Annotated in this window: 23 protein-coding genes; 7 read left to right on the top strand and 16 right to left on the bottom strand. The window is 66.3% G+C overall.

The annotated features are described in order from the left end of the window. Positions 1–67: 67 nt before the first annotated feature. The 12 genes from AC6I6S_RS20255 to AC6I6S_RS20310 form a co-directional block, all read right to left on the bottom strand. Positions 68–1,504, bottom strand: coding sequence for a hypothetical protein (locus AC6I6S_RS20255; RefSeq protein ID WP_497952757.1), 1,437 nt, complete (start codon positions 1,502–1,504; stop codon positions 68–70). Then, positions 1,501–2,241: an ABC transporter ATP-binding protein gene (locus AC6I6S_RS20260; protein WP_497952758.1), complete on the bottom strand. Its 741-nt coding sequence runs from the start codon at positions 2,239–2,241 to the stop codon at positions 1,501–1,503. The genes AC6I6S_RS20255 and AC6I6S_RS20260 overlap by 4 nt, the downstream gene beginning before the upstream one ends. A 486-nt stretch (positions 2,242–2,727) precedes the next feature. Next, entirely contained in the window at positions 2,728–4,086 is a 1,359-nt protein-coding gene (locus AC6I6S_RS20265) for an MFS transporter (protein ID WP_497952760.1), read from the bottom strand. Between the two features lie 318 nt (positions 4,087–4,404). Beyond that, on the bottom strand, positions 4,405–4,941 hold the full coding sequence (msrA, locus tag AC6I6S_RS20270; RefSeq protein ID WP_497952761.1) for a peptide-methionine (S)-S-oxide reductase MsrA: 537 nt from the start codon (positions 4,939–4,941) through the stop codon (positions 4,405–4,407). Between the two features lie 43 nt (positions 4,942–4,984). Next, entirely contained in the window at positions 4,985–5,314 is a 330-nt protein-coding gene (locus AC6I6S_RS20275) for a hypothetical protein (RefSeq protein WP_497952762.1), read from the bottom strand. 51 nt (positions 5,315–5,365) lie between these two features. Further along, positions 5,366–6,025, bottom strand: a complete 660-nt coding sequence (locus AC6I6S_RS20280) for a cyclase family protein (RefSeq protein WP_497952763.1) — start codon at positions 6,023–6,025, stop codon at positions 5,366–5,368. Positions 6,026–6,067: 42 nt separating this feature from the next. Beyond that, positions 6,068–6,382, bottom strand: coding sequence for an AzlD family protein (locus AC6I6S_RS20285; protein WP_497952765.1), 315 nt, complete (start codon positions 6,380–6,382; stop codon positions 6,068–6,070). Further along, entirely contained in the window at positions 6,375–7,196 is an 822-nt protein-coding gene (locus AC6I6S_RS20290; RefSeq protein WP_497952766.1) for an AzlC family ABC transporter permease, read from the bottom strand. The genes AC6I6S_RS20285 and AC6I6S_RS20290 overlap by 8 nt, the downstream gene beginning before the upstream one ends. An 83-nt stretch (positions 7,197–7,279) precedes the next feature. After that, positions 7,280–8,077 (bottom strand): hypothetical protein, encoded by a 798-nt coding sequence (locus tag AC6I6S_RS20295; protein WP_497952767.1) that lies wholly within the window; start codon positions 8,075–8,077, stop codon positions 7,280–7,282. 197 nt (positions 8,078–8,274) lie between these two features. After that, entirely contained in the window at positions 8,275–10,224 is a 1,950-nt protein-coding gene (locus AC6I6S_RS20300; protein WP_497952769.1) for an archaea-specific SMC-related protein, read from the bottom strand. Between the two features lie 57 nt (positions 10,225–10,281). Continuing rightward, complete coding sequence (gene rdfA / locus AC6I6S_RS20305) at positions 10,282–10,932, bottom strand: rod-determining factor RdfA (protein WP_497952770.1); 651 nt, start codon at positions 10,930–10,932, stop codon at positions 10,282–10,284. Between the two features lie 229 nt (positions 10,933–11,161). Beyond that, positions 11,162–11,788: an HD domain-containing protein gene (locus AC6I6S_RS20310; RefSeq protein WP_497952771.1), complete on the bottom strand. Its 627-nt coding sequence runs from the start codon at positions 11,786–11,788 to the stop codon at positions 11,162–11,164. 101 nt (positions 11,789–11,889) lie between these two features. On the opposite strand from AC6I6S_RS20310, the gene AC6I6S_RS20315 reads away from it, so the two are divergent. Further along, the gene (locus AC6I6S_RS20315) at positions 11,890–12,771 is read left to right on the top strand and encodes a DNA polymerase beta superfamily protein (protein ID WP_497952772.1); all 882 of its coding nucleotides are present in this window, start codon (positions 11,890–11,892) and stop codon (positions 12,769–12,771) included. Here the strand turns inward: AC6I6S_RS20315 and AC6I6S_RS20320 are convergent. From AC6I6S_RS20320 to AC6I6S_RS20330, 3 genes are all read right to left on the bottom strand, one after another. Then, positions 12,765–13,427 carry a 2,5-diamino-6-(ribosylamino)-4(3H)-pyrimidinone 5'-phosphate reductase gene (locus AC6I6S_RS20320; protein WP_497952773.1) on the bottom strand — a complete coding sequence of 221 codons (663 nt, stop codon included), beginning with the start codon at positions 13,425–13,427 and terminating at the stop codon, positions 12,765–12,767. The genes AC6I6S_RS20315 and AC6I6S_RS20320 overlap by 7 nt on opposite strands. Positions 13,428–13,532: 105 nt before the next feature. After that, the gene (locus AC6I6S_RS20325) at positions 13,533–14,855 is read right to left on the bottom strand and encodes an MFS transporter (protein WP_497952775.1); all 1,323 of its coding nucleotides are present in this window, start codon (positions 14,853–14,855) and stop codon (positions 13,533–13,535) included. Between the two features lie 79 nt (positions 14,856–14,934). After that, a complete protein-coding gene (locus AC6I6S_RS20330; RefSeq protein WP_497952776.1) occupies positions 14,935–15,144 on the bottom strand; it encodes a hypothetical protein in 210 nt (69 codons plus the stop codon). A gap of 128 nt (positions 15,145–15,272) precedes the next feature. Between AC6I6S_RS20330 and AC6I6S_RS20335 the strand changes: the two genes are divergently transcribed. The 6 genes from AC6I6S_RS20335 (at position 15,273) to AC6I6S_RS20360 (ending at position 23,408) form a co-directional block, all read left to right on the top strand. Further along, entirely contained in the window at positions 15,273–16,544 is a 1,272-nt protein-coding gene (locus AC6I6S_RS20335) for a Single-stranded DNA binding protein (RefSeq protein WP_497952777.1), read from the top strand. Then, the gene (locus AC6I6S_RS20340) at positions 16,541–18,112 is read left to right on the top strand and encodes an RPA family protein (RefSeq protein WP_497952778.1); all 1,572 of its coding nucleotides are present in this window, start codon (positions 16,541–16,543) and stop codon (positions 18,110–18,112) included. The genes AC6I6S_RS20335 and AC6I6S_RS20340 overlap by 4 nt, the downstream gene beginning before the upstream one ends. A 16-nt stretch (positions 18,113–18,128) precedes the next feature. Beyond that, the gene (locus AC6I6S_RS20345) at positions 18,129–18,917 is read left to right on the top strand and encodes a metallophosphoesterase (RefSeq protein ID WP_497952780.1); all 789 of its coding nucleotides are present in this window, start codon (positions 18,129–18,131) and stop codon (positions 18,915–18,917) included. An 80-nt stretch (positions 18,918–18,997) separates the two neighbouring features. Further along, positions 18,998–19,297, top strand: coding sequence for a hypothetical protein (locus AC6I6S_RS20350; protein ID WP_497952781.1), 300 nt, complete (start codon positions 18,998–19,000; stop codon positions 19,295–19,297). A gap of 473 nt (positions 19,298–19,770) precedes the next feature. Beyond that, positions 19,771–20,451: a hypothetical protein gene (locus tag AC6I6S_RS20355; protein ID WP_497952782.1), complete on the top strand. Its 681-nt coding sequence runs from the start codon at positions 19,771–19,773 to the stop codon at positions 20,449–20,451. Positions 20,452–20,576: 125 nt separating this feature from the next. Beyond that, positions 20,577–23,408 (top strand): DEAD/DEAH box helicase, encoded by a 2,832-nt coding sequence (locus AC6I6S_RS20360; protein ID WP_497952783.1) that lies wholly within the window; start codon positions 20,577–20,579, stop codon positions 23,406–23,408. A gap of 18 nt (positions 23,409–23,426) precedes the next feature. On the opposite strand, the gene AC6I6S_RS20365 is transcribed toward AC6I6S_RS20360, so the two are convergent. Continuing rightward, entirely contained in the window at positions 23,427–23,927 is a 501-nt protein-coding gene (locus AC6I6S_RS20365; protein ID WP_497952785.1) for a methyltransferase family protein, read from the bottom strand. Between the last annotated feature and the right edge of the window lie 19 nt (positions 23,928–23,946).

Raw genomic sequence — 23,946 nt, forward strand, 5'->3', positions numbered from 1 at the left:
GTGCTCTCATCTGCGACGGCCTTCGGCCTGTCGGTTCGTGTTGCTTCGACGGTCTCGGTCCCAGGCGCTACTGCGCCGTTCCCTCCCGGTACCGGCTGGTCCATCTGTGACCGGCGCGACTCGAGAGACCGAGTCCGATCAGGCCGAAGGCCATCGCGGAGAGCGCCAGGGTGAGGCCGACGGGAACGGTGAGCGGAACCACGACGAACCCGAGGACGAGCGCGGGGACGAGGGCGACCGCGACGCCGAGGGTAAACGCCGAGAACCGAACGGCGTCGAACAGAAACTCGTTCGGATCGAAGCCGGCGATGTAGACCGTCAGCCCGTAGTAGTACAGCCCGTAGCCGCCCAGCAACAGCGCCCCGACGCCGGCATCGAGAACGGTCGCTCCGTACCACCACATCGCACCGAGGTACGGAAGGGCGACGCTCGGGACTCCGACGAGAACGAACGCGATCCGTTTCGCCCGGAAGACGGCGTCGACCGAAACCGGGTACGCGAGGTACTCCTCGACGGTATCGAACTGGGTGAGCCAGTTGTAGGTCGTAAAGGCGCTCAACCCGAGCACGCCGCCGAAGAAGACTCCCGGTGCGGGCTCGAGGCCGGTGATTGCGGCGACGACGCGGACCAGAAACGCCACGAGCGCGAGGAGGATACCGACCGAGACGAGGGGCTTCCAGACGCCGCCGGACGAGCGACCGAGATCGAGAAGCGTCTTCGCCACGAGGCCGCTGTCGGCGCTGGGTAGTCGTCCCTCGAGTCGGACGAACCGATCGCCCGCCGTCCGCGTCGGCCGACCGTAGCTCGGATCGTAGACGGCCAGTGCGGCCACGCCAACCGCGAGTGTGACGCCCGCGAGTACGCCGGTCGCAGCCAGCGGGCCGGTGTACGGAAGGGCGGCGAACCACTGGCTCGACTCCGTCGATCGCCACGCCCCGACGGCGGTCGCGCCCGCCGCCCCGACGAGCAGCCAGCCGGGGACGCCGCGAGTTCGACAGGCGATCAGGCCGACCGTGACCGCCATTCCAGACGCGAACACGAGCGACAGCGACAGCCACAGGAGGGCGACGGCCTGCGGCGTGCCCGCTGTCAGTCCCTCGAGTGCAACGACCGACAGCGCCATCGGCAGGACGAAGACGAGGGCGTAGAACAGCCCGTCTTTTAGCAGGAAGATACCGAGGAGCCGCCGCCGGGAGAGCGGCAGCGTCGTCGAACTCGAGAGAACGAGCGTCAACCGGCCGAACACGTTCTCGAGCATGTCCGAGCCCGCAAAGCCCGCGGTGCCGCTGTAGAGACCGAACCCGAGTGCGAAGAGGTGGAGGCCGGCGACGACGCCCGCACTCGAGGTGCCCGTCCACGTCAGCGCGAACGCGCCGGCGACCGACAGACCGGCGACGAGAAGCGGAAAGAGGGCGAACCGCCAGCCGCCGAACAGCCGGACGTGCAGCCGCCACTCCTCGCGGAAGAGGAGTGCGAACGTCGACCAGTGGTGTCGCGCGTTCATGCCGACATCGACGGCGTGTCCCGCGATTCCTTCTTACCGACGTGCTCGAGAAACAACTCGAGCAGCGGTTCGTCGTCGGCCGACGTCTCCCGCTCGGCGACGAGCCGCCCCTCCGAAACGATGCCGACGCGCGTACATATCTCCGCGGCGACGTCGATGTTGTGCGTCGAGACGAAGATGGCGTTGCCGGCGTCGGCGTACTCGAGGAGGAAGCGTTTGACCCCCTCCTGGACGAGCGGGTCGAGGTTCGCGAGCGGTTCGTCGATGAACACGACGTCCGGTTCGTGGAAGAACGCCTGGGCGATCATCACCTTCTGTTGCTGACCCCGGGAGAGGTCGGTGTGAAGCGTGTCGAGTTTCGCCCGGAACTCGAGTCGATCCGCCCAGCCGTCGGTTCGGTCGGCGACGACGTCCGCTGAAAGTTCGCGAATCTCACCGACGAACGCGAAGTACTCCCGCGGCGTGAGAAAACTCGGCGGCGACTGCTGTTCCGGCAGAATGCCCACGCGCCGGCGCGTCTCGACGGGGTCGGCGGCCGGGTCGACGTCGAGAACGCGTGCGGTCCCGCCGTCGGGCTCGAGTTGGCCGGTTAGCGTGCGAATCGTCGTCGTCTTTCCGGCGCCGTTCGGGCCGAGAAACCCGAACAGGTCGCCGCGCGAAACCGAGAGACTCATTCCGGAGAGCGCGTCGACGGAGCCGTAGGACTTCTCGAGTTCGGTCGCCTCGATGACTGCCATTCGTCGCCACGTTCTCAATAACCGATGATAACTGTGACGGCCCGTGCGGGAGCGTTTCTCGTGACGGAGAACGAACGACGAAAGTCGCGGGTCGATGGAAGACGCGTGTTCGCTTGCATGAACGGCCGTCGCACGTGGTGGGCCGGGTCGACTGTGTCCTCCGGCCCGGTCGGGGTGTCGAAGCGGTGCCCACAGCACACAAACGCTTTTCACCCCGGTTGTGGTCGGCCTAGCTAGCCTCGGGGTCTCTCCCGATGAGTGGTTCCGTCGATTGGTTCCGAGGCTAGGGGCTTGTTACGCGTTCTCCCCGCGACGAACTGTCGCACCGGAACGCTCCTCCCGGCGGCCTCTTTAGCCGATTCCGCGTACTGTTCCCGTTCGCTCGAGGCCCGCCTGTGCCTCGGCTATGCGATCGTCTCCGTGCTGCCGTCGCCCACCCTGTTCAACCGTGGTGGCTCAGAGTCTCGTAGCTAAAACTCTCGGCGGCTACCACTCCGTGAGCGCGGTCGCCCCGTGGAAATAGACGAGAATCGCGAGGAACGTGAACGCCCCCGTGAGTGCGAACGCCCCGCCGACGTAGAACACCGAACCCATGCTCACCTCGTACATGAGCCACCCGCCGAGCAACGGTGCGATCACGCTGCCCGGCCGCCAGACCAGTTCGCGGATGCCGAAACTCGAGGCGACGCCGCCCTCGCTTGTCCCCTCGTCGGCGAACAGCGCCATGCTCGCCGGCTCGCGAAAGCTGTCGGCGACGCCGAGCAGTCCCGAGAGAACGACCAGCGGGAGGAACGCGGACGTGATCTGGTCGACGACCGTTACCTGCATCGGAACCGACTCGAGGGGCGTCCACGCGGGGAGCGTCGCGCCGGCAGCGACCGCCGGCACCGGGAATGTGAGGTCGGCGGGTGCGTTGAGTGCCGTTCCGATAGCCGGCGCGAACGGCACCGCGAGGGCGATCAGTCCGTAGGCGGTGCCGCCGGAAAACACGAACAGGGCGCGGCCGTAGGCGTCCGAGAGCCGTCCCGTGTAGGGCTGACAGCACATGTTCGTGAACTTCTCGGCGGCGAGCGTGACGGCGACGGCGAACCCGCCGAAGGCGAGGCCGCCGTTGGCCGTCTCGAGGCCGGCGAAGATAGACACCCAGGTCCGAACCAGCGTCACGGAGAAGGCGTACTGGAAGCGAAAGCTCGAGAGCGTGAGGATGCGGCGATTGAGCGCGAGCCCGGTGAACGGAAAGCCCTCGATCCGAGTCTCGTCGGGCTCGAGAAATCCGTAGGTGCCGACCCAGGCGATCGCCATGATGGCGGCGATGATCGCGAAGATCGGACCGAAGCCGAACGCGTCGTATAGCGCTCCCGCGCTCAAACTGCCGAGGATCGACGCCGCGAAGCTCGCGGCGTTGGCCTTCCCGATGTGGTTCGCGCGCGTGCCGGCGTTCGCGATCTGGCCGACCAGCGAGAGCGTCATCAGCCCCGCGCCCGTGACGGCGATCCCCTGGAGGGCGCGGATGGCGATGAAGGAGGCGCTCGAGTCGACGACCGGAAACAGCGCGTAGACGGCGGTGCCGAGCCCGAGGACGACCAGCAGGACGAGACGCTTGTCGAAGCGGTCGCCGCCCCACGCCAGCGGCACGATCGCGGCAGTCTGGGCCAGCGTAAATCCGGTGATGTACATCCCGGTGATGAAGCCCGCGCTGATCGTGAGCCCGAGGATCGTGGTTCCGGTCGGCTCGAGGGTCTCGATGTAAAAGGGCAAAAGCGTGATGAGCGTGATGAACCCGAACCCCTCAGCGAAACGGGTGAGATAGAGCGTCCAGAACTGCAACCGGTCGTCGGTGTTCACGCGCGGAACTGTCGGGGCCGGCTGAAAGACTCTTTCGAATCGAAACTCCACCCGTGCGCCGCTTCTCAGGGGCGAAATCGGTTGGTCCGAGAGCCACCTCCGAAATCGTTCGTATCGTCTCGAGCGGTACCGTCATCCGGCACAACACCGTCCCCATCGTCGTAGATGGCGAGGTGGTGGATCGCACTCGGCGGCAGGGTTCCCCGCGGGCTCGAGCACAGCCGTGCGCGCACGCTGGAGGAACGACGGTGGAAACATATCGGTTGGGACGTCTCTGCAGCCACAAAAAAGGCTGTTCTCTGGTAGTTCTGCGGCCGGTCAGTCCCCGCTCGCCACCTTCTCGGCGAAGCGTTCGCGGACCTTGTCGATCTTCGGCGCCGCGTGCATCGAACAGTAGGCGTCAGTGGGATTTTTCTCGAAGTAGTTCTGGTGATACTCCTCGGCCTCGTAGAACGTCTCGAGGGGGTCGACCTCGGTAACGATTTCGTCGTCGTAGACGGTCTCGGCCTCGAGTTCCTCGATGAAGGCCGTCACCAGTTCGAGCTGGCGGTCGTCGTGGGCGTAGATCGCCGATCGGTACTGGCTACCGACGTCCGGACCCTGGCGGTTGAGCTGGGTCGGGTCGTGAATCGTAAAGAAGACCTCGAGTAGCTCGTCGTAGCCGACCGTTTCGGGGTCGTACTCGAGCTGGACGACCTCCGCGTGACCCGTTTCGCCCCGGCAGACGGCCTCGTACGTGGGGTTTTCCGTGTGGCCGCCGGCGTAACCCGAGGTGACGCTCTCGACGCCATCGAGTTGCTCGAACGCCGCCTCGATACACCAGAAACAGCCGCCGCCGAACGTTGCGCGTTCCATACGGTCGCGTTGGGCGCGCGCGGCCAAAGACCTGACGGGCCGGTCAGCGGTCGTCGCGCTCACTTTCGTTTCGGGAGTCACCTGCGCCCGGAAGCGTGTGTGGGTCGGCCGGCTCGTCCCCGTGGACGGCGTCCTCCCGCTCGAACAGGTAAAAGACGCCGCCGGCGAGGGCGACCACGAGCGCACCCGCGGCCGGCGCGCCGATGATCGTGTAGAGAACGACGCCCGCACCCGCGGTCACGAAGACGACAGCGGCCCACAGCAGCGGTCGACCGAGGCCAACCCGCTGGCTATCCCGATAGACGGCCGCCGCGAGGCCGAGCGTGACGCCGATAAACACGAGCGCCTGCAGAGATCCGCCGACAGTCGACATACTAGCTCGGTGGCGCTACGGGCAAAAAATCCCGTCGACTGCGGCCGGCGTCTAGATGACCGCAACCGCGCGTACCGGCGAGGCGTCCGCGCCGACGATCGAGAGCGGGTACGCATGAACGTCGACGAGTTCGTCGGTCGGCAGGCGCTCGAGTCCCCGGAGGTTCTCGAGGATCAAACCGTCGTCGGCGAACAGGGTCTGGTGGACGGGATAGCCGTCGGGTTCATCGGACCCCGCGTTCGTCGTCGGCGTCGGGTCGACGTTGAGCAGGTCGACTCCGAGGTGGAGGCTCCGGTCGACGAGGAACTCGGCCGCGGCGGCGGTCAGGTACGGATGATCGAAGTAGCGGTCGGTTCCCCAGTGGGCGTCCCAGCCGGTTCGCACTACCAGCAGGTCGGCCTTCCGGTCGAGGTTCCCGTCGGCCTGGAGCGCGTCGCCGTCGATCGGCTCCCGTTCGCCGAGCGGTCGGGCGTCGACGACTCGAGCCGTAAATCGAAACGTCTCCGGTGGGTAGCCGTCGAGCGTGCGCCCGCCGTCGACCATGTGCGCCGGCGCGTCGACGTGGGTTCCGCTGTGCGAGTCGATCGACAGTCGCGTCGTCCGGTAGCCGTCCGCGGCGACCGTCGCCGTCGACTCGAGCGTTACGGGGTCAGTTCCGGGATAGCCGGGCATCCCAGTCTCGACGGGCTGTGAGAGGTCGTAGGTGGGCACTGCCAGTGCTGTCGGCAGGAAACGCGAAGTGCCTTGTGCTCCTCAGAGCAGCGCCCGAAACGCGACGACCGCGACGACGCCCGCACAGAGGGCGAGCAGAATGTTCTCGGTTCGCCAGGCGACCAGCAGGACGACGCCCCCGGCGGCCCACTCGGCGGGACCGCCCCCGGCGAGTTCCGGCCCCAGAATCGCGATCACGATCGCGCCGGGAAGCACGGAGAGGCCGGCTCTGACGCGCTCGCTCACCGGAACTCGACTGAGGAGCCACAGCCCGCCGACCTTCGTGGCCACCGTCGCGAGCGCCATTGCGAGGACGACGGCAACCACGAGCGGGTCGAGCGCGAGCGGATCAGCCATCGTAACGGATCACCTCGAGGAGCGCGGCGGCGATTCCGCCGAGCAGAATGTACCACTGACCGGGGAGAAATCGGGCAGTGACGAGCGCGACTCCCAGAGCGACGAGCCAGGGGAGAAGACTCGAACGCCCCTCCCAGAGGTCAACGGCGAGGGCGATGAAGACCGCGGCGAGGATGAAGTCGAGCCCGTAACGGGCCGGGTCAGCGAGCAGGCCGCCGGCCGCCGCCCCGAGTATCGTCGAGACGACCCAGAACGACCAGACGGCGAGGCCGGTCCCGAGCAGGAACGCGCCGCGGCCGCTGCCGGTCTTGAGTTCGCGCATCGTCAGCGCCCAGTTCTCGTCGGCCATCAGGAACAGGCTTCCGTAGGCCTGTTTCGCCGAAAGGTGGCGAAACCAGGGCTCGAGGGCCGCGCCCATCAGCGAGTACCGGAGGTTGACCGCGACGGTCGCGAGCAGAATCGTCGCGATCGGGATCGGATCGGCCCACAGTTCGACGGCGATGATCTGGGAGGCGCCGGCGACGACTGTCGCGCTCATCAGTGCGGCTTCGGCGACGCTGAGGCCGGACTGGCGGGCGAGGACGCCGAAGGCGATACCGTAGCCGGCGACGCCGAGGGCGACCGGAAGGCAGGTGAGAAAGCCGATCCGGACGCCCTCGAGTTCGAACGCGACCGGCTCAGCGCCCCGCGTTTCTCGCGTCCCGCTCGCCGGTGTCGACGGGGCGTTCGCGCCGGCGGGAACCCGAGAGTCCGAGTGCGCCCGCTCTACTGGTGGGTCGCACTCCTCGTCGGGGGAATCGGGGTCGGAACTCACGGCTTGCCTCGGTGCTCGAGTCGGTCGCGTTCGACGGCTAAATGGCTCTCGATAACCGAACGCGGGCGTGGATACCGGTGCGATCACCACCACGGGCTGTCACGGCCGCTCGAAAGCCGGGGACGGACCCCCCACAGTGCCGAAGAATGAATCTCGACGGGACTGAACGGCTCGAAATCGCCCTGGCCGGCCATATTCCACCACCGCTGCTCCCACCGGTTCCAGTAGATACCGTTGAAATTCAACTCGAGACAGAACCACCGACCGGTCGTCGCCGCGACGAAGTCGACGGCCCACGTCTCCGAGAACGCCCGTGCGACGCGCTCGGCGTACCGCCGTGGCGTCTCGTACTCGAGCGTCGCCCGTCGCTCCTCCAGGTAGTCGTAGGCGCCGTTGCAGGGCTCGAGCTCCTCGCTTCCAGGGCGTGGCGTCTGCCCGATAACGGTGCCGTCGTCGATGAAGTACCGGACCGACGGATGACAGCCGTGGGTCGGGTACCGACACCAGTCGAGGTCGAGCCACTCTCGGACGACCAAGCCACCGCCGTGGGGCCAGCCCTGCTGGTCGTTCTGGTCGAGCAGCGACCGGATCGTCCGGTCGACTACCTCGGGGTCGCGCCGGTGGATGAACGAGCCCTCCTGAAGCCGAACGGTCGCGGCCTTTCGCTGGGTGCGGACGAACGCGCGCTGGAAATCGTTCGCTTCCATGAACGAAAGCACCCGGTCGGTGTCCCACCGGTAGTCGTCGTTCGTCTCCTCGAGGGTGACGAACGCCGTTTTCGGGACCGGCACCTCGAGCGACCGCAGTCGCTCCCAGTAGTGCTCGAACCGCCCCCGGTCGTCGGAGACGCGAATCGGGTGGAGCGAAACTGGTCGCGTCATCACCGTCCGTTCGCGGGAAACACATAAGAACGGGAGGGTGGTATGTGCTGTAGTCCCACGCAGGTTCTCCGGGCCGTTCGGAGTACGGTGACGCCAGTCGATATTTCGATAGTGTGGCAATACTATCGGCCATAGAATTCTTATATGACTTTCAGCGGACAGTTCCTGCTGCGGGGGTACGATCCGGAGCTGAGCGGTCAGATCTGCTGAATCCGCTCGTAGTCGTCGTCAAGCGCGGCGGCGTCCTCGGGAAGCAAGGCAACGACGAGGGCATCCGCGTACCCGGAGACGTAGTCGACGAGCCGTGCGATCCGATCTGAGTCGATCGCCTCGAGCGAGTCCAGGAGCATGAACGGAACGACGTCGTAGACGTCGTGGACCAGGTAACCCGCGAGGGCGAACACGAGCCCCGTGACCTCCCGTTCGCTTTCGCTCAGGTGGTCGATCCTGTCCTCGTACGCCGTATCGGAGTCGGTGCTTCGGATGACGTGCAGGTCGAACGACGCGCGCTCGACTTTCCGTCGACCCTCCCGCACGGAGTTGGTCGTCCGCTCGATCCAGATCCGTTCTAAGTTCGAGTAGTCGAGGATATCGAGGACGGATTCCATGTGCTCGTTGAAGTGCTCGACGGCCTCGGTCTCGATCCGGTCGATCTCGGTTCGTCGCTCCTCGAGATCCGCTTTGACCTCCTCGAGACGCTCCTCGAGGTGGTCGCGCTCGTCGAGTCGGCTGTCGATCTCGTCGATCTCCGCGTCCGTCGAGGCGAGGTCGTCCTCGAGCCGGTCGAGTTTGAACTCGAGTTCGTTGACCTCGCGGTGGTGAGCGAGCATCTCCTCGTACTCGTCGCTGACGTCGAGCGATTCGACCTCGTCTTCCAGCTCCTCGACTCGCTCCGTGAGCTCCTCGCGCTGCTCGAGGAGTTCCTCGAGGGTCGTCTCGCGGTCGTCGATTTCGCGTTCGGTCCGGTCGAGCCGGGTTCGGAGCTGCTCGTGGTTTCGACGCTGGTCCTGGAGGTCGCTCCGCGTGCGCTTTAGCTCCGAGATGTCCGATTCGATCTCCCGCCGCTTGTCGGACTTCTCGACCCGGAGCTCCCGGAGCCGGTCGATCGTCTCCTCGATTCGTTCCGTCTGAACCTCGCTCCCGCAGGTCCAGCAGACGACGGCGTCGTCGGGCAGGAGCTGATCGGTGAGCGCACCGTCGTCGGACTCCTCGCGAAGGGCGTCTGCGATCTCGCTGTCGGTCCCTTCGAGCATTCCCTCGTTGAACCGAACGATCCGCTGAAGGTCATTGACCAGCGTCTCGACCTCCTGTTTCTCGTCACGAAGCGTCGCCAGCTCGGCTTCGATCTCGTCGATCCTGTCGCCCGGCGTCGTCGAGAGCGAGCCGAGTTCGTCGTCGACGGTTTCGCGCTCCTCGCGGAGGCTTTCGAGGCTCTCTCGCTGCGTTTCGACGTTGAACCGGACGGACTCGAGTTCGGACCTGACGTCGTTGAGCTCCTCCAGGGCCTCCTCGAGGTCGGCCTGCTCCGAGCGAGTTTCCTCTAGATCCTGGTCGAACGACTCGAGCTCCTCGACTTTCGCCTCGTGCTCGCTTCGAGCGTCTTCGAGCGACGATTCGAGGCGCGCGCGCTCGCTCTCGAGGTCTGTTCGTGTGCGTTCGAGCTCCTCGAGTTCGTCGAGTTCGTCGGTGATCGACTGTTTTTCCGTGACGAGATGATCGATGTCGGCCTGAATCGCGTCCGTATCGACCGGCCGCATGATGAGTTCGCGGAGGTCCTCCTGACGCGCGACGGCCTGGCGGGCGTCGTTCGTCTCGAGCAAGAACGCGAAGAGGTCCGCCAGCGTCGCGTCCCCGAGATACGGATCCCCATCGGTCACGACGGTGCCGTTCTGGCGTTTCAGGGTTCGAGTGTAGGTCTCGTCGCCGACCGTGAGTTCGACGTGACCCTCCTGAGCGTCGCCTTTCAGTGAGACGTCGTCGCTCCCGAGTGCAGCCATAATCGAGCGAAGGAAGGATGTTCGGTTGGTTGCGTTTCGCCCAGCGAGGACCGTGACGCCGGGTGTGAACTCCACCTCGGTGTCGTCGATCCCGCCGACGTTCTCGACGCTGACCCGCACCGATTCCTTCGAGAGAGACTCTTGTACCATCAGTGATCGCCCTTGTTCGGGGAAACGTGTATAATTTATGGTACTCGAACTGGAGAGTTACTCTTCGTCGGGGGTGGACGAACACTCACAGTGACCCCGGCGCAGCAGGTCGTCGATCGAGTAGTCGGTGCCACACTCCCGGCAGAACACGCGGATGTCGACGAAGACGTCCGCCTCGCCGACGGCGAGTTGGTCCGCACCCTCGAGCCGTTCGATCGAGTTTCCGGTCACGGCCTCGGCTCGACTCTGGAGCCGGCGGATCGTTTCGAGTTCCTTCTCGCGGCGTTCGTCGGGCGAGAGGTGGGTCGGTTCGTGCGTGACCTCCTGAAACTTCGTCAGGTAGGTGTGAACCGCCTGATGGGAAACGAACTCCCGCTCGAGCAGATCGACGTCGACCCCCTCCCGTTCGAGGCGGTTTCGTACCTCTGTCCGAACACCGGTCGTCACGTCGTCGTCGGTAAGTAACCGATACGTGTTCTCGGCTTCCCCCTCGAGCGTCTCGACGTCGGCGTCCTCGAGAACGGCGACCAGCAGCCGGCGGTTGAACACGTCCGCGAGGTCACGAAGGCTCGAGCGCTCCTCGCCGGGAGCGGTCCACTGGTCGATCAATTCCTGGCCGAGCCCGTTCAGGTCGTATTCGTGGATGAGACGACCGACTTTACTGTTCGTGAGCTCCGCCGACTGCTCTCGCTTCGGCTCGTCACTCATAGCAGACAGTTAGCTCTGGACCGTAAAAACCGTCCGGTTGTCCGCGATTTCCGCGCCGAGCCACAGTGTCGTCCGTGCTCGGTGAGGAATATTACGGAGATAGTCCTGTAATCCCGTATTCAGTGAACGGTACCGCCAGCGTCCGTATATGTTCGAATCCTTATCTCTGTTAGTTCATGCAGTATTGTGTCCCTAGAACAATGTACCGGCGCCGGACGGGAAACCGGGATCATGCACGTCCGTCGATCTCCCGCTCGAGTCGCGCCAGGTAGGTTTCGACGAACGCGTGTCGGTCCGCTGCGATGGCGCGACCCTCCTCGGTGTACATCCGCTCTCGCAGCGAGAGGAGTTTTCCCTCGATGTGGGCGACCGTCGTCCGCTCGGTTTCGGTCTCGTCCGTCCCCGGATCGGCGTCGTGAATCGGTAGTCCGTACCCCCCGCCGTAGGAGAAGGTCCTGGCGAGTCCGATCGCGCCGATGGCGTCGAGGTTGTCCGCATCACACAGGACCTGAGCGGCGGGCGTTCGAGGCTCGACGTCGTTCGAATACCGGTGGGAACGGATACAGTGACAGACCGCATCGATCGTCTGGGGATCGATCCCCCGATCCGATAGCAGTTCTCGAGCCTCGCGGGCGCCCCACTCGGCGTGGTCGTCGACCGTTCCCGCATCCTCGCCGGGCCGCCCGATGTCGTGCAACAACACGGCGAGTTCGAGCACCTGCCGGTCGACGTCGTCTCTGTCCACAACCAACCGGTCGGCAAGCGACTCGACGCGTTCGACGTGGTGCCAGTCGTGGGCTGGCTGGGCGCAGTCGTCAAAGTACGAACGGGCGACGGCTCTGACCTCCTCGAGCATCGACTCGCAGGTCGAACCCCGGCCCCAAAGCAGTTACTCGATGCCCTCGAGAGCCGACGCAAATCGACAGATCGTTGGGTTTCCGCCTCGAAGCGAAGGCGATGGAGTCGGTTCAGCGAACGCTTGCGAGTTTCGAGTCTCGCCACGACGTATCCGTCGTCGCCGCCCGGGACATCGGGAGCCGCGCCTGGAACCTCGACGACGACGGCAGCGACCGGGACGTGGCCGCCCTCTTCGTCCAGAAGCCACTCGAGTACGCCATCCTCGACGGCTACCTCGCCTCGGCTCGGCTGAAGACCGATTGCCTGGACTGCCAGGGCTGGAACGTCCGCCGGTTCGCAGAACTGCTCGCCGAATCGAACCCGACGGCGTTCGAGTTCCTGTACAGTCCGCTCCGGTATCGGGAGTGCGGGGCCCTCGAGCGCCTCGAGGCCGACGTGGGCGACTCGTTCGTTCCGATCGCGCTCTACCACCACTACCGGTCGCTGGCGGAACGTCAGTACCGCAAATACCTGCAGGGACGGCTGCTCGAGGACGGCGAACTCGCCTATCTCGTGCTCGAGGAGCGAGGGGAGACCTGTCTCGTCGTGCCCGCAGAGGGCGAGCGCGGGGAGCCGCGGACGGTCGTCAGCGACGCCTACGAGCGCGGAGAGACCGACCGCACCGTCAAACGGCACCTCTACGTCGCCCGCGGGGTGTTGTACGCCCAGTACGTCCGCGAGACGCACCGCTTTCCGCCGCTCGACTTTCCCGCGTTCCTCGAGTCGATTGCGGGCGAGAGGTGGGTCGATCCCGGGTTTCTGGAACGAACGAGGCGACTGGTCGAACGAAAGCGGGCCGGTGAAGGGGACCGGGAGACCGGTCGACTGTTTGCGCCCGACGAGATCCGACTGCCGGAGATCGATCCCGAAACCCACGGCAGCGGCGGTGTCGACCGGAGCAGGCTGAACGAGTTTATCCGCGAAAGCCTCGAGCGTCAGTAATCGACGACCCACCGCAGCAGAATGCCCTCATCGAGACGGGTCGCCGACTCGAGGGAGAGCCACGGGAAATCGGCGACGAAGCCGTCGCCGTCCGCCAGTGTGGGGGCATCTCGGCCGCCGATCACTTGGGGGCCGACGAAGACGGTGAGTTCGTCGACCAGCCCGACGTCGAATAGCGAGAAGATGAGTTCGCCGCCGCCCTCGACCATGACCCGCTCGAGGCCCGCCTCCTGGAGGGCGGCGAACGCTCGCAAGAGGTCGACCCGGTCGTCGCCCGCCGTCACGAGCTGGGCGTGGTTGGAGAGGTCCATCCGGCTGTCGATCGACGCCGTCTCGCCCACGCAGACGTAGGTTTCGGCCGCATCGTCGAGCACGCGGGCGTCGACGGGGGTGCGCCCCTGCGAGTCGACGACGACGCGGGCCGGCTGCTCCGATCGGTCCGCACCGAGGCGCTCCTCGACCAGCGCGTCGTCCTTGACGGTGAGGTGGGGGTCGTCCGCGAGGACGGTGCCGACGCCGACGACGACGGCGTCGCTCTCCGCGCGGCAGCGGTCGACGCGCGCGAAGTCCTCCTCGCCGCTGATTCGGAGCTGCTCGCGCCGTCTCGAGGAGAGTTTTCCGTCGGCGCTCATCGCCGCATTGACGAGGACGTGCATACCGGAGGTGCGTCGGCGAGTGTAAAATAGTCTGCGTGTGGCGTGACGATTGCCGTCTTCCGGCCCGGGTGGGTTCGGGTGCGGCGAAACGCGGGGACGAAGCCGCTACCCTCGCTGGTAGGCCTCAAACTCCTGTCCGAAGAGCGCGAAGTAGCCGACACCGATCAGTCCGATGATCGATGCGATGGTGAAAGAGAGCTCGGGTGTCGCGTACTGCCAGAGAACGCCGCCGAGCGCACCGCTCGGGATCACGATCGCGCCGCGGACGAAGTAGTACGAGCCGGTCACCCGGCCGCCCGCACCCCGTTCTGCCGGCCCGACGATCAGCGCCTTGTGCGCCGGCAGCCCGGCGAATCGCAGCCCCGAGAACGCAAACAGGGCAATGAGAATCCAGACGTTCTCCGGGGCGAAGATCAGCATGACCGGGAAGATCGCGTACACCAGAAAGCCGAAGCCGACGACGGGCTTGAGGCCGGTGTACTCGGCGAGTTTGGCGACGGGTGCCATCGTGAGCAGCGCGACGAACATCTCGACGCCGAGCAACACGCCGAAGAACGCAGCCGGCGAGAGATCGATCGTACCGAAGACGGGAAGCGTCGCGGTGAGCCCGATGTCCATGAGCTGGGTGATCACGAGCACGAAAAACACGTACACCATCCCGTTGGCGAACCGAACGAACGTGTCGGCGACCAGCAGCGGGCGCAGCGCGTCGGGCAGCGCCTGCAGGTCGTCGACGATCTGACCGAACCCCTGAAACTCCTTGCCAACGGAGTCGGCGTCGGCCTCGTACAGGAGGTGCTGGGCGAGCGTCCCGGCCAGCGCGAAGACGATGGCGATCACGAGCACCCACAGGAAGCCCGGCATGAGCTGGTCGGCGACGAGGACGGCAACGATTAGCGGGGCGATCAGGAACGCCGTCCGCCGGAACGTCTCCGTGCTGGCGAAGCCCCGGGCGAGGTGACCGGGATCGGTCGCCTGCTTGACGATGGCGTAGTGGCCCCCGATGCCGAACGACTTCCAGCACTGGGCCAGCAGGAGCCCGACGAACACCCAGACCCACGGCTCGAGGACGACCGCGCCGAGGTCGGTCGACGGCACGTAGGCCGAACCCAGCCAGATGACGAAGCCGAACGTCGAGAGAAAGCCGAAGACGGTCAGCGCGTATCTCGAACCGACGCGGTCGGAGACGACGCCGCCGTAGTAGGGGTAGACGGCTCCGATCACGTTCCCCAGCGTGGCGAACAGCCCGACGACGAGGCCGGTCGCGCCGAGAAAAAAGAGGTACTCCGGCAGGAACCGGTTCGTCATCTGGAAGCCGAGGCTGAACGCGAACATCGCCAGCGAGAGCACCAGCACGTCCCGCTGGAGCGAGAAGAACTGCCGGAAGGCGTCGAGGGGGCCGGCGACCTCGACCCGTTGCTGTGTCATGGGTTCACGCTCTCAATCACGGGTAAAAGATCCCGCGGAACCGGCGAGGCGATCCGAAGTGATCGAACTCGCTGCCCGCTCACACGCCCCGGCGCGGATCGTCGCTCGAGCCGAGCAGAATCCGATACACGACGTAGCCGATCAACAGCGCGAACGCGAACGTCGCGACGGTTTCGGCGAACCAGATCGCCGCGTACAGCGCCCGCGTGAGCACCCTGATGACGACGATCCCGCCGAAGACCGCGACGACGAACGCGAGGCCGCCGAGGGCGGCGCCGACTCGTTCCATACCACCGGAGTACCGACGGGACCGCTATGAACCTGGCGCTCGCGGGGACCTCGTACGGCTCCGACTCGCGCGTTCACTTCCACCCCGCTGCGGGAACGCTTTTAAGGTGGCCGCTCGAACTGCCAGTGATGGATCTCGAAGCACATGCCGAGGATCTCGCCTCCGATCTCGGCGTTGACACCCAGGAGGTCAAATCCGACCTGCAGAACTTGGTCGAGTACAGCGTGCCGATCAACGAAGCCAAACAGAGCCTTCGCCGAAAGTACGGCGACGGCTCGAGCGGCGGCGGAGCGCCCTCCGCCAAAGAGATCGGCGAGATCACGACCGACGATAGCAGCGTCACGGTGACGGGCGTCGTGCTCACAGCCGGCGAGCGCTCGATCCGCTACCAGGGCAGCGATCACGTCATCGTCGAGGGGCGCCTCGCCGACGAGAGCGGCGTCATCGACTACACCGCCTGGGAGGACTTCGGCCTCTCGCCGGGCGACGCGATCACCGCGGGCAACGCCGGCGTCCGCGAGTGGGACGGCGAACCCGAACTCAACCTCGGCGAGAGTACGTCGGTGTCGTTCCTCGAGGACGGCCCGGACGTTCCCTACGAGATCGGCGGCGACGCCACGCTTGCCGAACTCCGAACCGGCGACCGCGCGGCCACCATCGAAGTCTCCGTCGTCGAGTGCGAAGAGCGAACGATCGACGGCCGTGACGGCGAAACGCAGATTCTGAGTGGCGTCTTCGGCGACGAATCGGGCCGACTGCCGTTCACCAACTGGGACCCCGCCCCGGAGATCGAAGAGGGCGCCTCCGTTCGCATCGAGAACGCCTACGTCCGCGAGTTCCGCGGCGTTCCCGAGGTCAACGTCTCAGCGTACTCCCGGGTGAGCGCGCTCGAGGAGTCCGTCGACGTCGGCGACGACGCCCCCGAGATGGGGATCGGCGAGGCCGTATCCACGGGCGGTGTCTACGACGTCTGTCTCGTCGGCAACCTCATCGCGGTGCGAGACGGCTCCGGGCTCATCCAGCGCTGTCCCGAGTGCAGCCGCGTCGTCCAGAAGGGGCAGTGTCGCACCCACGGCAACGTCGACGGCGAGGACGACCTGCGCGTGAAGGCGATCTTGGACGACGGCACCGGCACCGTCACCGCGATTCTGGACGACGACTTGACCGAACAGGTGTACGGCGGTGACCTCGAGGACGCCCGCGAGGAGGCTCGCGAGGCGATGGACCAGGAGGCCGTCGCGGACACCATCCGCGAGCGAATCGTCGGCCGCGAGTACCGGGTTCGGGGCCACCTCTCGGTCGACGAGTACGGCGCGAATCTCAACGCGACCACCTTCGAGGAGAGCGACGACGATCCGGCCGCGCGTGCGACGGCCTTCCTGAAGGAGGTGGGCGCATGAGCGCCGAGGGCGGCGGCCGCGAGGTCGCCTACCGGCTGTTCGCCGCGGAGTACGACGACGCCTCGCTGTCGCACGCAGAAAGCGACGAGGAGCGCGCCCCGAACTACGTGATCACGCCGACCGGAGCGCGAGTCAACCGCCTGTTCGTCGTCGGCACCCTTACCGAGGTGAGCCAGGTCAACGACGAGATGCTACGCGCCCGCGTCGTCGACCCGACGGGCGCGTTCGTCGTCTACGCCGGCCAGTACCAGCCCGACGAACTCGCCGCCCTAGAACGGCTCGAGCCCCCCGCGTTCGTCGCGGTGACGGGGAAAGCGAGGACGTTCCAGCCCGACGATTCGGATCAGGTGTACACATCGATTCGCCCCGAGAGCATCGCGACCGTCGACGCCGACACCCGCGATCGCTGGGTCGTCTCGGCCGCAGCGCAGACCCGCGAGCGGATCGGCACTTACGCCGCAGCGGCCGAACTCGACGCAGCCGGCGAGGAGCTCACGGCAGCGCTGCTCGAGTCCGGCGTCGACGAAGGGGTCGCAAAGGGGATTCCGCTCGCCCAGAACCACTACGGAACGACGCCGGCCTACCTCGAGGCCCTCGAGTCGCTGTCGGTCGACGCCGCCCGCGTCGTCTCGGGCGACCTGGATCAGGTCGAGGGGCTGGGACTCGAGCCCGACGCCAGCGGCGGGACGACCGCGGGGTTCGGCGCCCTCGCGAGGGTCGAACTCGAGTCCTCGACCCCGACAGCGGCCGACGAGCCGACCGACGACGACGAGGCCGAACCCGTCAGCGCGACGGCGACTGCGGTCGACGAGGCGGACGACAGCGAACCCGAAGCTGCCGACGAGACCCGGACAACAACGGAGGCAGCCGGGGCTGACGATGCGGTCGAAACTGACGACGAGCCGACGGGCGCGGAGCCAGCGTCGGAGCCGACCGCCGCTGGCGACGACTCGACGGCTGGGTCGGAAGCCAGCGAGGAAACGGCCACGTTCGACGAGAGCGAGGTGGCCGATAGCGAGCCGGAGACGACCACCGACGAGGACGACCTCGGCGACTTCGAGGCGGCCGCCGAACTCGGCGGGGAGATGTACGAGATGGACGACGAGGAACGGGAGGAACTCGAGGCGGAGTTCGGCTCGGAGTTCACCACCGGTGCGGAGGTTGAGGAGCCGGGGAGCGCCGACATCGACGTCCCCGAACCCGACGAGGCGTCCGACGACGACGAGCAGCCAGCGGCCGACGACGAGGCGACGGCCGAAGAAGCCGACGACCTCGAGCCCCCGGCTGACGATACCGAACCGGCGGACGCCGACGAGCCGACAGAAGCCGCCGCGACGACCGCCGACGAGGAGTCGGAGCCGGCTGCCGATGACGTCGACCTCCAGTCGCGAGCGGTCGAAACCATGAGCGAACTCGACGACGGTGACGGTGCGGATCGCGAAACCGTCGTCGAACGGGTGGTTGCGGACACCGGCGCCACCGAAGCGGACGTCGAGGACGCCATCGAGGAAGCGCTGATGGGCGGCCAGTGCTACGAACCGACCGACGGCAACCTCAAGGCGATCTGATCGCCCCCGCGACGCCGTGCCTACCGACCCCCTGAAACCGCTAATCGAACCCGTTCCCGACGCACCAGCAGCGACCGCGACCCTCGAGGACGAGCGCGCGCTGCTGATCGCGGACTACCACGCCGGCTACGAGGCCGGCCTCCGGATCGAACGCGGCGTCGACGTGCCGAGCAAGGCACCCGAGCGCCGCGAGCGACTGCTCTCGTTGCTCGAGCGGACCGGCGCCGACCGTCTGATCGTCTGCGGCGACCTGATGCACTCGATCGGCGACCCCGGCGGCGCAGAACGGGGCGAACTCGAGGTGCTGTTCGAGTCGTTCCCCCCCTGGCTGGCGGTGACGCTGGTCAAAGGCAACCACGACGGGGCGATCGGAACCTGGCTCGAGGGGTGCGAGATCGTTCCCGGTTCCGGAACTCGTCTGGGCGATCTCGGCGTCTGTCACGGCCACACCTGGCCTGCACCTGAAGTTCTCGAGAGCCGGGTCGTCTGCCTGGGCCACGAACACCCCTGCGTTCGCCTCGAGGACGAAGTCGGGGGCAGTCGCGTCGAACGGGCGTGGCTCCGGGGTCGCCTGGCTCCGGCGACGTTCCGGGAGCGAGACGAGTACGCGGACCTCGAGTGGCTCGATGAGAAGGGAACCCCACCCGAAGTTGTCGTGCTGCCGGCGTTCAACGAACTGGTCGGCGGAACGTGGATGAACGTCCCGAACCAGTCGTTTCTCGCGCCGTTTCTCCCCGACGGACTCGAGGGCGGCGAGGCGTACCTGCTCGACGGGACGCGACTGGGTCCCTACCGGTCGGTCTGACCAGGGTGACGGAACCGCGGGACGGCAGCGTGGCAACTGCAAGCGGGAGTTCCTTTGGTTGGCGCATGATTCGGTCGCGTATGACGATGGAAACCTACACGCTCGAGTTACAGGAGACGGCCGACGGCATCGACGCCGATCTCACGAACGAGGAGGGACTGGTCGAGACCTCGACGCGGATCGCCTACGAGGCCCACGACCTCGAGCCGGCCGACGGCCGCGAGGAGCCGTCGCCGGTCGAACGGGAGCTCACCGCCGACGTGACGACACTCGATCTCCAGTACGAGCGCGACGGCGAGGGATTCACCGTCCGCGTGCTCGGCGACCGCGAGGAGCTGGTTACCGAACGAATCGAGGACGAGGAGTGGGGTCTCGAGTAGGACCGGTCGACAGCGACCGTCCCAACGCAGTCCCTTACGCGGGACCTCGTGACGGTCGCAGCCAGTAGCGGCGAAGCAGATACCGAGCGTCTCAGAAGTAAGCAGATAGATGATATTCGAGCACACAGTCTATGAACGACGATGATCGAGGCGCTCGTACTGGTTTTGGTAGTGATAGCGGCGTTGTCTGTCTTTTTCATTCCTGTCTGGGGAATACGTCAGTGGGAGTCGAAGAAACGAGGCGACGGTAGCTCGGGTGATCGCGAGAAAGACCGGGTCGTTCCATCCACAGGCACACCTAGCAGGTTCTGCGTTTGTTCCACTACCAGCGTATCTGAACGTCGCGGTCAAGACAGGTGAGATCGGTACCGAACGGCGATAACTCAAATCGCTCCTCGAAGTTAGAGTAGATATATATGTAGTGATTTTGTCCTAACAGATGATACAGAATGAATCGACGGAAGCTGCTCGCTGTGAGTACTGCAAGTACTCTCTTCGGGACGGGTGGCTGCATCGATGATCTCGAGACACGGAACGAGAATAACACCGGTACGACAGTCGAGGATAACGACGGCCCAAGCTGTACGTGGAAGGAGGACTGGACGACCGACAGCACTACCGAGCCGACGGATCCAGATCCGGACTCGATCGCCGACCGCCGCGACTGTGCGAACGCGGATCGCCCTGAGCCAACCGGAAACGTCTGTGAGACGTTCGAGATAACGAGCGAAGACGGTGACACGACCGAGGTCCACAGTGCCGGCGTCGAACCGTACCCCGATCCGCCGCCCGACTTCGGCGAGGAAGCCCTCCAGTCGTTCGTGTCCGCGTACGAACGGGCCTACACGCAAAACTGGGCGGTATCGGAGCGGGGAGAAGAAAATGTCGTGGCGTTTTCGTTCACTACCCACGACACCGAGATCATCGACAACACCACAGTCTATATTTCGTTCGGATTCGCCTTCAGGCAAGAGCGTGAGTCTGGTACTGGTAGCTATTACGATGCCTTCGGCGAAGGTGCAATCTATGGGATCGATGAAACCGGAGTTGTGCGCGCAGATGCAGACTACTATCACGATATCGACGACCTCCCTGACGACGCGGCGGATCTCCCCGATCCGGTCGATGGCGGTGACCTCCTCGAATGTTTTTGATCAATTCACAGGTGGGCTTACTGGACCAGTAAGTTCTGAGACGCCTTCTTCTGGGCCGAAAAATCGCGCTTCCAGCGATCAGTAAAGCAACGATCTTATCGGGTTCACGACCCTACCACGGATAGATGACGCAGGGGGATCTCGCGGCCTTCACGCACCTCGGGCCAGCGGTGCGGGAGGCGCTCTCCGAGCGCGGGTTCTCACAGCCCACGGCGCCACAGCAACTCGCCATCCCGCCGCTCGCCGCCGGCGAGGACACGCTCGTGATCGCTCCCACCGGGAGTGGAAAGACCGAGACGGCGATGCTCCCCGTCTTTGACCACCTCGTCGCCGACCCACCGGAGGGGTTCGGCGCGCTGTACGTCACGCCCCTTCGAGCACTGAACCGCGACATGCGCGAGCGCCTCGAGTGGTGGGGCGAGTACCTCGATCTCGAGGTGGACGTCCGCCACGGCGACACGACCCAGTACCAGCGGGGCAAGCAGGCCGAGAGCCCGCCTGACGTGCTGGTGACGACCCCCGAGACGCTGCAGGCGATGCTGACCGGTGAGCGATTGCGGGAGGCCCTCGAGGACGTCTCCCACGTCGTGATCGACGAGGTTCACGAGCTCGCCGCCTCGAAGCGGGGAGCGCAGTTGGCGGTTGGGCTCGAGCGCCTGCGAGAACTCTCCGGGCGGTTCCAGCGGATCGGCCTCTCGGCCACCGTCGGCGATCCCGCGGAGGTCGGGCGCTTCCTAACCGGCGGGCGCGACCCCGAAATCCGCGAGATCGACGTCGGGAGCAACGTCGACGTGACGGTTCGCGAGCCCGAAATCACGGCGGAGGACGAGCGGCTGTCGGGAAAATTGATGACGGAAGCGGACACCGCGAGTCACGTCCGGCTGATCCGCGATCTCGTCGCGGAGAACGAGTCCACCCTCATCTTCGTCAACACCCGCCAGACGGCGGAGGCGCTCGGCTCGCGGTTCAAGGAGCTCGAGCTGCCGATCGGCGTCCACCACGGCTCGCTCTCGAAGGATGCCCGGATCGACGTCGAGGATCGGTTCAAAGCGGGCGGGCTCGAGGCGCTGCTCTGTACCTCCTCGATGGAACTGGGGATCGACGTGGGCCGGATCGACCACGTGATCCAGTACCAGAGCCCCCGGCAGGTGTCCCGGCTGCTCCAGCGGATCGGGCGAGCGGGTCACCGCCAGGACGAGGTGTCCCGAGGGACGATCGTCACGACCCGCCCGGACGATACGTTCGAGGCGCTCGCGATCGCCAGACGCGCCCGCGACGGCGAGGTCGAGCCGGCGGCAATCCACGAGGGCAGCCTCGACGTCGTTGCCAACCAGATCCCGGGGCTAGTTCACAGTAGCGGGGCGCTGTTCGTCGACGAGGCCTACGAGATCCTCACGCGGGCGTACCCGTTCCGCGATCTCTCGGAGGAGGAGTTCCGAACCGTCCTCTCGGAGCTCCATCGCAACCGCATCGTCTGGCACGACGAGGGCGACGACCGGATCGAGACCTCCGGCGGGACCTGGCAGTACGTCTACGCCAACCTCTCGATGATCCCAGACGAGGAAACCTACGAGGTCCACGATATCGCCTCCGGGAGCCAGATCGGGACCCTGGACGAGCGGTTCGTCGTCAACTTCGCGATGCCGGGAGAGGTGTTCATCCAGCGCGGGGAGATGTGGCGGATCGCCGAGATCGACGACGAGGAGAGCCGGGTGAAGGTGAGCCCGATCGAGGATCCCGCCGGCGAGGTCCCCTCCTGGATCGGCCAGGAGATTCCCGTGCCGTCGGCCGTTGCAGGGGAAGTCGGTGAGCTTCGCGGGGTTGCCGAACCCCAGGTTGCAGCCGGGGCGGACGCCGCCGCCGTCGGCCGCGACCTCGCCGGCCGGTATCCCGCCGACGAGTACACCCTCGAGTCGGCCTGCCAGCAACTCGCGGACCACGCCGAGAGCGGGGCGCCGATGCCGACTCGCGATCGGCTGGTGCTCGAGCGCCAGGGCCGAACCGTCGTGCTCAACGCCGCCTTCGGCCACAAGACGAACGAGACGCTGGGACGGGTGCTCTCGGCCCTGCTGGGCCAGCAGACCGGCTCCTCCGTGGGTCTCGAGGTCGACCCCTATCGGATCGAACTCGAGGTGCCGAGCGACGTCGCCACGAGCGACATCCTGGCGGTGCTCACCGACACCGATCCCGCCCACGTCGAGACGATCGTCGAACTCGGGCTGAAGCGCTCGGACGCGCTGGCGTTCCGGCTCTCGCAGGTCTCGGCGAAGTTCGGCGCCCTCAAGCGCTGGCAGGGCCAGGGCTCGGGCCGGTTCTCGAGCGAGCGACTGCTGGCGGCGCTCGAGGACACGCCGATGTACGCCGAGGCGGTGCGGGAGGTGTTTCACGAGGACCTCGATACCGAGGGCACGAGCGCGGTACTCGAGGGCATCCAGTCGGGTGAACTGGCCCTCGAGACGGTGCGAGGGCGTACCGCGGTCGGCCTCGGCGGCCGCTCGTCGGGCAAGGAGCTGCTCGCGCCCGAGAACGCCGACGCGAGCGTTATCAAGACCGTTCGCGAGCGCATCCAGGACGATCGCGTGATCCTCTGCTGTATGCACTGTCGGGAGTGGACGAGTCGGACGAAAGTCAGGCGCGTGCGCGACCAGCCGCGGTGCCCCGAGTGCGAGTCGACCAGAATCGCGGCGCTGAACCCGTGGGCCGACGAGGTAGTCCAGGCGGTCCAGGCCGACGAGAAAGACGACGAGCAGCGGGAGATGACCGAGCGCGCCTACCGGGCGGCGAGCATGGTTCAGAGCCACGGCAAGCGAGCCGTGATCGCGCTGGCGGCCCGCGGGGTCGGGCCGCACAACGCGGCCCAGATCATCAACAACCATCGCGAGAGCGAGGCGGAGTTCTACCGGGACATCCTTACGAAGGAGCGCCAGTACGCCCGAACGCAGGCATTCTGGGACTGATACGGGTTGGGCCTCGAGCTACCGATCGGCAGAGCTGACGCGGGGCACCCACCGCGGAACCGCCTCGCAGTACGCCTCGTAGGCCGCCCCGTGTTTTGCCCGCAGGTGGGGCTCCTCGTCGTCGACCACCCGGCGGTGAAAGCCGAGCCAACAGCCGACGGCCCACCAGAGCGCGAGCGGCGACCGCCGCAACAGCCCGTGACCGACGATACAGAGGAGGACCGCGACGTACATCGGATTTCGGACGTGAGCGTAGATCCCGCCGCGAACGAGTTCCTCGGGTTCGTCGATCGGTGCGGGCGTCCCGTCGCCCTCGTCGGCGAACCGCCAGGCGGTGTGGGCGTACAGCGCGAGTCCCGAGAGGAACGAGGCGAGGCCGGCGACTCGAGCCGTTCGCGTCTCGATCGGCAGCGCGCCCCGGTCGCGCCGGGCGAGCAGGGACGGAACGAGTCCGGCGACAGTTCCCGGCACGACGGCCGAGAAGAGGGCCGTTTTACAGAGGGTGAACGGCGAAGCCATAATCGACGAACGTTCCGGG

It is taken from the genome of Natrononativus sp. DTA114 (assembly GCF_059736515.1).

Bases quoted from the DNA above. Each gene is read 5' to 3' on its own strand.
- AC6I6S_RS20310 (WP_497952771.1), bottom strand. From the start codon at position 11,788: ATGCTCGAGGAGGTCAGAGCCGTCGCCCGTTCGTACTTTGACGACTGC.
- AC6I6S_RS20315 (WP_497952772.1), top strand. From the start codon at position 11,890: ATGGAGTCGGTTCAGCGAACGCTTGCGAGTTTCGAGTCTCGCCACGAC.
- AC6I6S_RS20275 (WP_497952762.1), bottom strand. From the start codon at position 5,314: ATGTCGACTGTCGGCGGATCTCTGCAGGCGCTCGTGTTTATCGGCGTC.
- AC6I6S_RS20260 (WP_497952758.1), bottom strand. From the start codon at position 2,241: ATGGCAGTCATCGAGGCGACCGAACTCGAGAAGTCCTACGGCTCCGTC.
- AC6I6S_RS20320 (WP_497952773.1), bottom strand. From the start codon at position 13,427: ATGCACGTCCTCGTCAATGCGGCGATGAGCGCCGACGGAAAACTCTCC.
- AC6I6S_RS20255 (WP_497952757.1), bottom strand. From the start codon at position 1,504: ATGAACGCGCGACACCACTGGTCGACGTTCGCACTCCTCTTCCGCGAG.
- AC6I6S_RS20300 (WP_497952769.1), bottom strand. From the start codon at position 10,224: ATGGTACAAGAGTCTCTCTCGAAGGAATCGGTGCGGGTCAGCGTCGAG.
- AC6I6S_RS20285 (WP_497952765.1), bottom strand. From the start codon at position 6,382: ATGGCTGATCCGCTCGCGCTCGACCCGCTCGTGGTTGCCGTCGTCCTC.
- AC6I6S_RS20340 (WP_497952778.1), top strand. From the start codon at position 16,541: ATGAGCGCCGAGGGCGGCGGCCGCGAGGTCGCCTACCGGCTGTTCGCC.
- AC6I6S_RS20335 (WP_497952777.1), top strand. From the start codon at position 15,273: ATGGATCTCGAAGCACATGCCGAGGATCTCGCCTCCGATCTCGGCGTT.
- AC6I6S_RS20295 (WP_497952767.1), bottom strand. From the start codon at position 8,077: ATGACGCGACCAGTTTCGCTCCACCCGATTCGCGTCTCCGACGACCGG.
- AC6I6S_RS20325 (WP_497952775.1), bottom strand. From the start codon at position 14,855: ATGACACAGCAACGGGTCGAGGTCGCCGGCCCCCTCGACGCCTTCCGG.
- rdfA (WP_497952770.1), bottom strand. From the start codon at position 10,932: ATGAGTGACGAGCCGAAGCGAGAGCAGTCGGCGGAGCTCACGAACAGT.
- msrA (WP_497952761.1), bottom strand. From the start codon at position 4,941: ATGGAACGCGCAACGTTCGGCGGCGGCTGTTTCTGGTGTATCGAGGCG.
- AC6I6S_RS20360 (WP_497952783.1), top strand. From the start codon at position 20,577: ATGACGCAGGGGGATCTCGCGGCCTTCACGCACCTCGGGCCAGCGGTG.
- AC6I6S_RS20350 (WP_497952781.1), top strand. From the start codon at position 18,998: ATGACGATGGAAACCTACACGCTCGAGTTACAGGAGACGGCCGACGGC.
- AC6I6S_RS20365 (WP_497952785.1), bottom strand. From the start codon at position 23,927: ATGGCTTCGCCGTTCACCCTCTGTAAAACGGCCCTCTTCTCGGCCGTC.
- AC6I6S_RS20330 (WP_497952776.1), bottom strand. From the start codon at position 15,144: ATGGAACGAGTCGGCGCCGCCCTCGGCGGCCTCGCGTTCGTCGTCGCG.